Source organism: Paenibacillus sp. JJ-223 (assembly GCF_927798175.1).
GTDB classification, from domain to species: domain Bacteria; phylum Bacillota; class Bacilli; order Paenibacillales; family Paenibacillaceae; genus Paenibacillus; species Paenibacillus hubeiensis.
Window position 1 is genome coordinate 1 of record NZ_CAKMMP010000026.1, and the last position, 12020, is coordinate 12020.

Here is a 12020-nt window from a genome sequence, read left to right on the forward strand (position 1 = left end):
TCCCGAACACGACCGTTAAGCCCTCTAGCGCCGATGGTACTTGGACCGCAGGGTCCTGGGAGAGTAGGAAGCCGCCAAGCGAAGAACCACTGCCGATGTCATCGGTGGTGGTTTTTTTATTTTATAATAATAAGTATACATGAATTGACTTTGTTCCGTACCTCTGACAGACTCATAAGATGAGACATTCTTTTGGATCAATGGCTTATAGTGGCTCAATCCGAAAATTCAGAGAACGAGGTGCAGAAGGATATGGACATTCGCAAATTAACGACAGATGACTACGAAGACAGCATTGCGCTCTCCCAGTATGCCTTTCAGTACGTTTTGACCGAAGAAAAGAAGGAGAAGCGGCGCAGTCAGTTTAATGCTCAGGACACATGGGGTGTATATGAAGGAGGACAACTGGGAGCGAAGCTCCACATTGTTCCTTTTGAGACCTATATTCATGAAAAGGCTTTTGCCATGGGCGGGATTGCGGGGGTTGCCACCTGGCCCGAATATCGACGCAAAGGATGGGTCGCCAGCTTATTGCGCCATGCGCTAAAAGAGATGAATCGCAACAAGCAAAGCATTTCGTTTTTACATCCATTTTCATTTGGCTTTTACCGCAAATACGGATGGGAAGCGTACATCGAATACAAGAAGTATCGAGTCCCGGTAACGCATCTGCCTGCAAAGAAGGAGACCCCTGGTGCGATTCGTCGGGGTGAGCCTGAGCTCGAACTGCTCGATAGGATATACCAGGCTTACGCAAGCCGGTTTAACGGAACGCTCGTTCGGGATCGAAATTGGTGGGAGTACTCCGTATTGACGGAAGGTACCAGCCAGAAGGCCGTGTATTACGATGCAGCCAAACAACCGCAGGGCTACGTTTTATACGAGGTGAAGGATCGCAAGTTTACCATCGATGAGATGGTCTGCCTGAACGAAGAAGCGAAACAGGGGCTCTGGACATTCATTGCCAACCACGATTCCATGATTGAAGAGGTGACGCTTCAGGCGCCTGCGAGCGATGATCTTGCTTTTCGACTGGATAATCCGCGAATCCAGCAGGAGATCGTTCCATACTTTATGGCGCGAATCGTGAGCGTGGAGCAGTTTGTATCGCAGTACCCTTTTGCAGACCTGGATTCCCCGATTCGCCTTATGCTTCAAGTCCAGGACGAACATGCTCCATGGAATGAGGGCGTATGGGAATTGAATATTGCGTTAAACGGCACGGCCTCCATCTGGAAGTCTTCTGCAGAAACGAACGCGGACGGACAAGACGTCAAGGTCAGCATTCAGACGCTAACAACGATGCTTTTGGGCTATAAAAGACCTTCGGAGCTGTTGGCTATGGGTCGTATTGAAGGCAATACGGAGAGTGTGGCCGCACTGGAACGGGCCATTCCGAATAGGGAGACGTATCTGCTGGACTTTTTTTGAGATGTCCTGCCGGAAACGGTGGGGAGCGAGGAATTCCCGATTGGGGCATGGTACGCTTAACGAGAGATACGGAGAAAATGGAAGACAAAAGGACTTCTTTCCACGATGGAGAGAGGTTTTTTTGTATATGCGGAATATTTCGTGTAAAATCGTAAAAAATGAAGGAAGACCCCTCTTGGCAAAACCACAGAATATGTTATAATGTAAATAAAGTCAAAGAAAGTCAAAGTCAACTGAAAGTCGAAATCAGCCTTGATCTTGTGGTGATAAGGCGAATTTCCATCAGAACTTCAAGCGTCCTCACCCACCGGTTGCCGGCTTGGAATGCAGATTCGTTGTTTCCTTGAATGGTTAAAATGGGGGAGAGGTTGTACTCTGTGGGGGCGTGTGGGTCCTAATTGACTTAACGTTTCAAACAGTGGAGGATGAGTCGATGCGTAATATCTCTGATGTTATCGAACAATATCTGAAGAGTATTTTGCATGAAAGTCCCGAGGGGATGATTGAGATTCAGCGCAACGACCTTGCTGATCAATTCTCATGCGTGCCTTCGCAGATCAACTATGTCATCAGCACGCGTTTTACGCTCGAAAAAGGTTACCTGGTCGAAAGCAAACGTGGTGGCGGCGGTTATGTCCGGATACAGCGGATCGAATTGCCCGCACATTCGGACCTACATCACCATTTGCACCATAGCATAGGCGAGGAGATCGGGCAGACGGCGGCTGAGGGGCTGATTTATCAACTTGAGGAAGCGCGTTTCCTGAGCAAGCGGGAGGCAGCTTTAATGCGTGCCGCGATGTCGAGGGAAATTATAATGGTCAAACTTCCTTACCGGGATCAAATTCGTGCCAGAATGTTGAAAGCAATGATCATCTCGTTGCTCGGTAAATAAAACGTTTGGGGGGTACATCATTATGCTGTGCCAGGAATGCAACAAACGTCCGGCGACACTTCATTTCACGAAAATCGTAAATGGAGAAAAGACGGAATTTCATATTTGCGAGTCATGTGCTCGCGAAAAAGGGGAGATTATCCCCGGAACAGCAGGCGGATTCTCGATTCACAACCTGTTGTCGGGGTTGCTTGATTTCGATCCTGCCGGCAAAAACGGCTCCGCAGGCGCATCCTCTCCACAATCGCTGAGATGCGAAGAGTGCGGAATGACCTATTCACAGTTTAGCAAAATCGGCCGATTCGGCTGCAGCTCATGTTATAAATATTTCGACAGTCGGCTGGATCCGTTATTCAAGCGGGTGCATGGCAGCACCTCTCATGTGGGTAAGGTCCCTGCGAGAGCGGGGGGACGCATCAAGCTGAAACGGCAAATCGCCGATCTGAAGAAGGACCTTCAGGAAAGCATTGCCGGAGAGGAATTCGAAGCCGCCGCGGGGATCCGCGATCAGATCCGGGAGCTTGAAAAACGGCTGGCTCAGGAGTAAAGTTTGGTCAAGAGTCATGAGTAGGAGGGATATGCAAATGCCTAGTCTGCGCTTCACGGAACAGGCACTAAGCGACTGGATGCGAAGCGATGCAGCCGATTCCGAAATCGTCATCAGCAGCCGCGTTCGGATCGCCCGCAACCTGCAGCACTATCCGTTTCCGATGCTGGCCACCAACCAGCAATCCGAAGAAGTGCTGAACAAACTGAGCGAAGTGCTTCAACATGATGATATTCGGGCTTTTGCCAACTTCCACACGTTGGAATTGGCAGATGTCCCTGACCTTGATAAAAGGGTGCTCGTCGAGAAACATCTGATCAGTCCCAGCTTGGCGAGCGAGTCCAGAAATGGCGCCGTCATTCTGAGCGAGGATGAATCCATCAGCATCATGATTAACGAAGAGGACCATCTGCGCATCCAATGTCTTTATCCGGGATTTCAGGTGAAGGAAGCGTGGGAGAGGGCATCTTCGATCGATGATGCTTTTGAAGCCCATGTGGATTATGCCTTCGATGATCGAAGAGGTTATCTGACCAGCTGTCCGACGAATGTAGGCACAGGGGTCAGAGCATCGGTCATGATGCATCTGCCTGCACTGGTCATGACACAGCAGATTGGCCGTATTTTGACGGCCGTTTCCCAAGTGGGGCTTACCGTACGAGGCATCTATGGGGAAGGCAGTGAGGCGATGGGAAACCTGTTCCAGATTTCCAACCAGATTACGCTTGGACAGACGGAGCAGGAAGTCATCGACAATCTGCACGGCGTGGTGCTCCAAATTATCGAGCATGAACGTACAGCGAGAAAACGTTTGATGACAGACTCCAGGCTGCGAATCACGGATAGGGTGATGCGTTCTTACGGTATTTTGTCCTATGCGGCTGTCATGGATTCCAAAGAAGCGGCACAGCGCCTCTCCGACGTCAGGTTGGGTGTGGACCTTGGTCTCCTTGATGGATTGTCCATCCCCGTCATGAATGAGCTTAACGTCATGACGCAACCCGGCTTTTTGCAGAAAACGTTCGGGGAAGACATGCGAGCGGATGAACGGGACATCTACCGTGCGCAGCTGATTCGTGATACGATCAGTACAACCAAAAATTCCTAACGGCTTCACCAGAGAATCGATTTGGGTTTCACGTCCGCGTTAAAGCGGCTTTTATATAATGATATTATTCGCGGCATATGGTCGCAAAAAGACATTACAACAAAGATTACTACAGCGGAGCCTTTGATTAGGATGGTCCCGCTTATATCCAAAACCATGGAGGTGCAGGAGATATGATGTTTGGAAGATTTACGGAACGGGCCCAGAAGGTGCTCGCACTCGCGCAGGAAGAAGCTGTCCGTCTCGGTCACAATAACATCGGTACAGAGCATATTTTGCTCGGCCTCATTCGAGAAGGCGAAGGCATTGCGGCCAAAGCGCTGATCGGCCTGGGACTCGGATTGGAAAAAATTCAAGATGAAGTAGAGACGCTGATTGGCCGCGGCCAGGAGCAGCCTACGAACATTGCATATACGCCTCGTGCGAAAAAAGTGATCGAATTGTCCATGGATGAGGCACGCAAGCTGGGCCACACTTATGTGGGCACAGAACATATTTTGCTTGGTCTGATCCGCGAGGGTGAAGGCGTTGCGGCACGTGTGCTCAACAATTTGGGTATCAGCCTCAACAAGGCTCGTCAGCAAGTATTGCAATTGCTTGGCAGCAGCGAAGCGGTATCCAGCCATAATGGAGCACCTGCGAACGTTAGCACGCCAACGCTGGACAGCTTGGCCCGCGATTTGACGGCATACGCGAAAGAAAACAACCTTGATCCGGTTATTGGCCGCAGCAAGGAAATCGAACGCGTAATTCAGGTGTTGAGCCGCCGCACCAAAAACAACCCGGTATTGATCGGGGAGCCGGGCGTAGGTAAAACGGCGATTGCCGAAGGCCTTGCCCAAAAAATCATCAATAACGAAATTCCGGAAACGCTGCGAGACAAACGCGTAATGACTCTGGATATGGGTTCGGTCGTTGCAGGTACGAAATACCGGGGCGAATTCGAAGATCGTTTGAAAAAAATCATGGACGAAATTCGTCAGGCAGGCAACATCGTGCTGTTCATTGACGAGCTGCACACCCTGATTGGTGCAGGTGGAGCCGAAGGCGCCATCGATGCTTCCAACATCCTGAAACCGGCGCTGGCACGCGGTGAGCTGCAATGCATCGGGGCAACAACGCTGGATGAGTACCGCAAATACATCGAGAAAGACGCTGCGTTGGAGCGCCGTTTCCAACCGATTACGGTGGATCAGCCTTCTCCGGAAGAAGCCATTCAAATTTTGCACGGCTTGCGTGATCGTTACGAAGCGCATCACCGCGTGAAAATTACGGATGAGGCCATTGTACAGGCCGTGAAACTGTCCGATCGGTATATTACGGATCGTTTCCTGCCAGACAAAGCGATTGACCTGATTGACGAAGCGGGTTCCAAAGTAAGGCTGAACTCGTATACCATTCCGCCGAATCTGAAACAGCTGGAAGGCCGTCTTGAAGATATCCGCAAGGAGAAAGACGCAGCCGTCCAAAGCCAGGAATTCGAAAAAGCGGCAGCGCTGCGCGATACTGAACAAAAAATTCGCGAAGAACTGGATCTGACCAAAAACCAATGGAAAGAAAAACAGGGACGCACCGATTCCGAAGTAACACCGGAAGACATCGCTCAAGTCGTAGCGAACTGGACCGGCATTCCGGTGAACAAGCTGAAAGAAGAAGAAACTCAGCGTTTGCTGAATCTGGAGCAAATTTTGCATGAACGCGTCATCGGTCAGGATGAAGCCGTTAAATCCGTGAGCCGTGCCGTACGCCGCGCACGTGCCGGTCTGAAAGATCCGAAGCGTCCAATGGGCTCCTTCATCTTCCTCGGTCCAACCGGGGTCGGTAAAACCGAGCTGGCTCGTGCCTTGGCAGAAGCGATGTTCGGTGACGAAAATGCGGTAATCCGCATCGACATGTCCGAATATGGCGAGAAACACTCCACGGCTCGCCTGGTCGGAGCGCCCCCAGGATACGTTGGTTATGAAGAAGGCGGTCAGCTGACCGAGAAAGTGCGCCGCAAACCATATTCCGTCGTATTGCTGGACGAAGTTGAGAAGGCACACCCTGAAGTGTTCAACATCTTGCTGCAGGTGCTGGAGGATGGACGCCTGACCGATTCCAAGGGCCGGGTTGTCGACTTCCGCAATACCCTCATCATTCTGACATCCAATGTCGGAGCTGAAGCGATCAAACGCAATTCCACGCTCGGCTTCACCGCGGTTATGGATGCGGGCGCCGATTACAGCAACATGAAGGGCAAAGTGATGGATGAGCTGAAGAAAAGCTTCCGTCCGGAGTTCTTGAACCGGATCGACGAAATCATCGTATTCCATTCTCTCGAAGAGAAACATATCGCCGAGATCGTTTCTCTTATGAGCGAAGAACTGCGCAAACGTCTGCGTGATTACGATGTGGACTTCGAATTGACGGATTCGGCCAAAGCGTTCCTGGCTAAAGCAGGCTTTGATCCCGCTTACGGTGCACGTCCATTGCGCCGGGCCATTCAGAAGCACATCGAGGATCGTCTGTCCGAAGAATTGCTCACAGGCAGCGTAAAGAAAGGCGATTCGTTGTTGATTGATGAAAAAGACGGCGAGCTGTCGGTTACGAAAAAGGAAATTGCTCCTGCCAATGAGGAAATCGAAACCAAATAACCGGATCTTCATGGACGGGTTCCGTCCTAGATCCGACCATAAAGTTATTCCTTTCGGCTTCGGCCGATCGGACGTTAAGTACAAAGAGGCCTGCCGATTTTTGGCGGGCCTCTTTTTGCTATGCAACAACATGTGTAAAGTTTACGATAATCCTTTACGAAAAATCTCAAACAATGGTAAACTTTTAGTATGCCTGCCTGTCAGGATGTTCGGGTCAAAATTCGTCGAAAAATGCAAAACGTTGAAATAAAATAAAACTTTTCAGGAGGCTGAAGTGGCTAAAACAAAGACCAAGTTTCAGTGTACAGAATGCGGCTACGAAGCCCCGAAGTGGTACGGCAAATGCCCGGGCTGCCAATCCTGGAACTCCATGGTGGAGGAAACGGAAACAATTGTCAAAACGCAGGGGAGAAATTCACCTCTGTTTGACAGTAAAGATAAACCCCTTCCCATCATAAACATAGATAGTGGCCAGGAACCTCGCGTGCATACGGGCATCGGTGAGTTGAACCGCGTGCTGGGCGGCGGCATCGTTCCAGGCTCCCTTGTATTGGTGGGGGGAGACCCCGGAATCGGGAAATCCACGCTGATGCTTCAGACATCCCATGCGTTAACCCATTCAGGTTTGAGGGTGTTATACGTTTCGGGAGAGGAGTCGGTGAAACAAACCAAATTGCGGGCAGATCGCCTCAATGCGTTATCGCCCGAATTGTACGTTTTATGCGAGACGAATATGGAACGTGTTGAAGAGGCGGTGGAGCAGATCCAACCGCATTTTCTTGTCATCGATTCGATCCAGACCGTGTACTTGCCCGAGGTGACCAGCGCCCCCGGCAGCGTTGCCCAAGTCAGGGAGTGTACCTCGCGATTCATGCGAATTGCGAAAGGCAAGGGCATTGCAACCGTACTTGTGGGGCATGTTACGAAGGAAGGAGCCATTGCGGGTCCCCGCTTGCTGGAGCATATGGTGGATTGCGTTCTTTATTTCGAGGGAGAGCGTCACCACACGTATCGCTTGTTGCGAGCGGTCAAAAACCGTTTCGGCTCAACAAACGAGATCGGCATTTTCGAAATGGGCGAGGATGGGCTGCGCGAAGTGGGCAACCCTTCCGAATTGTTTTTGTCGGAGCGCCCGCTCGGCGTGGCAGGATCTACCGTCGTCGCCAGCATGGAAGGCACGCGGCCGATGCTTGTGGAACTGCAGGCGCTGATATCGGCAACCCACTTTCCATCCCCGCGCCGGATGGCGACAGGCATCGATCATCATCGTTTAAACCTGATCATTGCCGTGCTGGAGAAAAGGATGGGCATGTTTTTGCAAACGCAAGACGCCTATCTGAACGTGGCGGGCGGAGTCCGTCTGGATGAGCCGGCTGTTGACCTGGCCGTCGCGGTCAGTATAGCATCCAGCTTGCGGGATGTGCCGACCAAGCCGGATGACGTCATTTTTGGCGAAATCGGCCTGACGGGGGAGGTCAGAGCGGTATCGCGTGCAGAACAGCGCGTAAAGGAAGCGGAGAAACTTGGATTTAAACGGGTCATTTTACCCGAAAAAAGTTTGAAGGGATGGAAGCATCCCCGCGGAATACAGTTGATCGGTGTGAATACTGTGGCAGATGCACTAGCGGTTGCTTTAGATTAGGGGGCATAAGAGATGAAGGATTCGAGCCAACTGGATAAAATGAATGATTTATTAAGGCTGATCGCGCCAGGCACACCGTTCCGGGAAGGGTTGGAGAACGTGCTGCGCGCCAAAACGGGAGCATTGCTGGTCGTCGGCTACAGTCCCGAGGTAATGGAAGTGGTGGATGGAGGATTCTCCATTAATTGCGACTTCTCCCCGAACTATTTGTATGAGCTTGCCAAAATGGACGGCGCCATCATTCTTAGCGAAGATTTGAAGCGCATTTTATATGCCAATACTCAGCTGATCCCGGATTCATCGATCTCGTCCTCAGAGACGGGCATTCGTCACCGGACAGCGGAACGTGTGGCAAAGCAAACGGGAAAACTCGTCGTTTCCATCTCCCAACGGAGAAATATCATTACCCTTTATCAAGGAACGCTGCGATACTCGCTCAAGGAGATCGGAGTCATTTTGACGAAAGCGAATCAGGCCATCCAGACGCTGGAGAAATACAAGGCGGTTCTCACGCAAGCTCTGACGAATCTTAGCGCATCGGAATTCGAAGAGCTGGTGACGATTCCGGAGGTGGTCAATGTCATCCAACGGACCGAGATGGTCATGCGCATCAAAATGGAAATCAAACGTTACATCCACGAGCTTGGCAACGAAGGACGGCTGATTTCGATGCAAATGGAGGAACTGGTCGGCACAACGGAGGAAGAAGCCTGGTTGCTCTATAAGGATTATGCGCGCGACGATAGCGATGAAAAAATCCGCGATATCATTTTGGGATTGAAACGGTTGTCTGACGACGAATTGCTGGACGCGCATCATATCGTGCGTTTGTTAGGTTATCCTTCCTCCGCTGCGACATCCGAAGAATCGGTTGCGCCTCGCGGATTCAGGGTATTGAATAAGATACCTCGTCTTCCCAACGTGATCATTCACAATTTGGTGGAACGGTTCGAACAGCTTCCGCACGTGATCATGGCAACGATCGAAGAATTGGATGAGGTGGACGGCATCGGTGAAGTCCGTGCCCGCACGATCAAGGAAGGCCTGAAACGTCTGCAGGAGCAGATGTTCATTGACAGACAGATGTAACCCTTAACTCCACGGTGCCGTAAACAGATAAGAATGGAATATTTGAACGTGAATAGGGTTCTGCGAGAATGGTTCCAAGACGATGAGGTGAACAACGATGATAACAAGATTCATTCCGAATCTCTTTACCCTGGGCAATCTGTTTCTTGGAATGATGGCGATTCTGCTGGCAATCAACGAAAGTTACAGCTTGGCTGCCATTATGGTCATCATCGCCATGCTGCTGGATGGTTTGGATGGCAGGGTGGCCCGGGCTCTAGATGCTCAAAGCGACTTCGGGAAAGAATTGGATTCCCTTTCGGACATGGTTTCGTTTGGAGCAGCGCCAGCGCTGATCATGTTCATGGTATCGTTTCAGGACACCCTGCCCATGCTGGCATGGATCGCCACGGCAAGCTTCCCCATCTGCGGCGCGATCCGTCTGGCTCGCTTTAACGTACGTCCCGGAATCCCGGGGTATTTTACGGGTCTTCCGATTCCGGCAGCCGGAGGCGTGCTTGCAACGCTGACGTTGTTCAATAAAGACATCAGTCCGGTCAGCATGATGATTGCCACGCTCTTGTTGTCTTATCTTATGGTCAGCTCCCTCAAGTATCCCAATTTCAAAAAAGTGGGCTTTCCGCGAAAAGCGATATGGATCGCACCCTGGGTTGTATTGCTGGCCGTGGGGATGGCGGTGATGTTCCCGGAGCAGTTATCCAAACTGATTTTTATCCCCTTGGTGTTATACGCACTCTACGGAATGAAACATAGCATGCGAACCACCGCGTCCCGAAACCGGGCCAAAAAGCGCAAGGACGAAAAATCCTCCCGGTGATTCCAATTGACGTTGTGCCGTTCATTATTATTGCATAGCCGATCCAAGAAACATGAGAAAAGCACGCATTTCCGAAAGGAAAGAGGCGTGCTTTTTTGAATTTATTTTCCATGCCACCTAGGTGCCAGGAAATGATTTATGCAAGGTGCTATTAACTTAACGATTTGCAAGCCGTGTGATCTGTATTTTACTTAAGACAAATTAAACATGCCAAGCGTCGAGCATTTCTGGGACTCGCTTTCCACGACGTCTTCCATGCTAATGTTCAGCAGATTGCAGAGTGCCGACATATAAAACAGGTTGCGGCCCAGTTCGGAGCTGATAACCTCCTTGCAGTTTTCGCACAATTCACCTTCCACATGGGTCTCGAGCAAGGGCGTATTTTGCGCAATATTGCGCTCAGGAGCATACTTCTGCTTGGTGGCGTGCAGTTCAATGCAGCCACACTCGGTAATGGCCTTGGACACGGCACGGTTCACGGAAGCACCAGCTTGTCCCGTTTTGGACAGTACATCAATCAGACTGCGATGACGAAGCAACAGCTCGGAAACCTGATCCTGAAATGCCTGTAAACTTGGCGTACTCATTTTGCCCACTCACCTCGGTTATGAATTGAATTCATTATATGCCAATAATTTACCTCCTTCAACCAAGGATTGCTTCACTTCCAAAAAGTTCTTGTTTAACGGATTAGCAATCCACGAATTGGATCATACTGGATATGAGAAAACATTTGAAGGAGGTGCAGGGGACTTATGTGGAAAAGAGGCATTTTAACTTTTACGGGATTGTGCGGTGCATGGTTTGGTTACACGGCATATCAACTGGCTGGAAAATCGGTCCCTTGGATGGCGGAATGGATTCAATCGGCAGGGTTGTTGGGCGCGGGCATAGCGACCATTCTCGGTGCGGTGCTGTTCATCGCATTATGCAGCATTGGAGGAACAATGCTTGCCGCGAAATTGAATCATGGCATTGATGCACTGGCCAAAATTCCGATGAACGAACTGGCTGCTGGTGCAGCCGGCATCCTCACAGGACTTGTCGTTGCGCTGCTGCTCTCCCCGTGCCTGGCATGGTTGGGAACATCCGGGGAAGTGCTTCAGCTGGCTTTGACGATGATCAGTGCGTATTCGGGATATATGCTGGCCATGGCAAAGAAAGAGGATCTGGCAGCCTTCTGGATGTCCGGACGCTGGGGACACGGCGATGGTGCAGAAGAAGAGAGACGGCTCGAGGAGCACAAAATTTTGGATACGAGTGTCATCATCGATGGCCGCATCGCGGATATCTGCAAAACCGGATTCATTGAGGGAACCATCGTCATTCCGGAATTCGTGCTGGAGGAGCTGCAGCATATTGCCGATTCCTCGGATCTGCTCAAGCGTAACCGCGGCCGGCGTGGTCTGGACATTCTGAACAAAATCCAGAAAGAGCTCGACGTTAAAGTTTTGATCTACGAAGGAGATTTCGAAGAGATTTCCGAGGTCGACAGCAAGCTGGTCAAGCTGGCCAAAGTACTGCAGGGCAAAGTGGTAACCAACGATTTCAACCTCAACAAAGTGTGCGAGCTTCAAGGGGTTTCGGTGCTGAACATCAACGACCTTGCCAATGCAGTGAAGCCGGTGGTGCTGCCTGGCGAAGAGATCATGGTACAGATCATCAAGGACGGCAAGGAAAACGGTCAGGGCGTCGCTTATCTGGATGATGGCACCATGATCGTAGTTGAAGGCGGGCGCGATTACATCGGCCTGATGATGGAGGTGCTCGTCACCAGCGTACTGCAGACTTCTGCGGGACGAATGATTTTTGCGAAACCGAAACTGTTGGAAAAAGCCCAATAAAGCGGTATGATGGG

The 12020-nt window shown here is 50.8% G+C and carries 10 protein-coding genes; 9 read left to right on the forward strand and 1 reads right to left on the reverse strand.

Going from position 1 to position 12020, the window contains the following annotated elements; all coding sequences use genetic code 11:
• The first annotated feature begins 252 nt into the window (after positions 1 to 252).
• The 8 genes from L6H98_RS29940 (at position 253) to pssA (ending at position 10162) form a co-directional block, all read left to right on the forward strand.
• Positions 253 to 1431: a GNAT family N-acetyltransferase gene (locus L6H98_RS29940; RefSeq protein ID WP_236421429.1), complete on the forward strand. Its 1179-nt coding sequence runs from the start codon at positions 253 to 255 to the stop codon at positions 1429 to 1431.
• A 433-nt stretch (positions 1432 to 1864) separates the two neighbouring features.
• Positions 1865 to 2326 carry a CtsR family transcriptional regulator gene (locus L6H98_RS29945; protein WP_236421367.1) on the forward strand — a complete coding sequence of 154 codons (462 nt, stop codon included), beginning with the start codon at positions 1865 to 1867 and terminating at the stop codon, positions 2324 to 2326.
• A 22-nt stretch (positions 2327 to 2348) separates the two neighbouring features.
• The gene (locus L6H98_RS29950; RefSeq protein WP_236421368.1) at positions 2349 to 2873 is read left to right on the forward strand and encodes a UvrB/UvrC motif-containing protein; all 525 of its coding nucleotides are present in this window, start codon (positions 2349 to 2351) and stop codon (positions 2871 to 2873) included.
• Positions 2874 to 2910: 37 nt separating this feature from the next.
• The gene (locus tag L6H98_RS29955; protein WP_236421369.1) at positions 2911 to 3981 is read left to right on the forward strand and encodes a protein arginine kinase; all 1071 of its coding nucleotides are present in this window, start codon (positions 2911 to 2913) and stop codon (positions 3979 to 3981) included.
• Between the two features lie 173 nt (positions 3982 to 4154).
• Positions 4155 to 6614, forward strand: a complete 2460-nt coding sequence (gene clpC, locus L6H98_RS29960; protein ID WP_236421370.1) for an ATP-dependent protease ATP-binding subunit ClpC — start codon at positions 4155 to 4157, stop codon at positions 6612 to 6614.
• A 274-nt stretch (positions 6615 to 6888) separates the two neighbouring features.
• A complete protein-coding gene (radA, locus tag L6H98_RS29965) occupies positions 6889 to 8256 on the forward strand; it encodes a DNA repair protein RadA (RefSeq protein WP_236421371.1) in 1368 nt (455 codons plus the stop codon).
• Positions 8257 to 8268: 12 nt separating this feature from the next.
• Positions 8269 to 9345 carry a DNA integrity scanning diadenylate cyclase DisA gene (gene disA, locus L6H98_RS29970; RefSeq protein WP_236421372.1) on the forward strand — a complete coding sequence of 359 codons (1077 nt, stop codon included), beginning with the start codon at positions 8269 to 8271 and terminating at the stop codon, positions 9343 to 9345.
• Positions 9346 to 9442: 97 nt separating this feature from the next.
• Positions 9443 to 10162 (forward strand): CDP-diacylglycerol--serine O-phosphatidyltransferase, encoded by a 720-nt coding sequence (pssA, locus tag L6H98_RS29975; RefSeq protein WP_236421373.1) that lies wholly within the window; start codon positions 9443 to 9445, stop codon positions 10160 to 10162.
• A 191-nt stretch (positions 10163 to 10353) separates the two neighbouring features.
• Here pssA and L6H98_RS29980 read toward each other — a convergent pair whose 3' ends face one another.
• The gene (locus L6H98_RS29980) at positions 10354 to 10749 is read right to left on the reverse strand and encodes a DUF1573 domain-containing protein (protein ID WP_236421374.1); all 396 of its coding nucleotides are present in this window, start codon (positions 10747 to 10749) and stop codon (positions 10354 to 10356) included.
• Positions 10750 to 10917: 168 nt separating this feature from the next.
• On the opposite strand from L6H98_RS29980, the gene L6H98_RS29985 reads away from it, so the two are divergent.
• Positions 10918 to 12006, forward strand: coding sequence for a PIN/TRAM domain-containing protein (locus tag L6H98_RS29985; protein WP_236421375.1), 1089 nt, complete (start codon positions 10918 to 10920; stop codon positions 12004 to 12006).
• Positions 12007 to 12020: the final 14 nt, after the last annotated feature.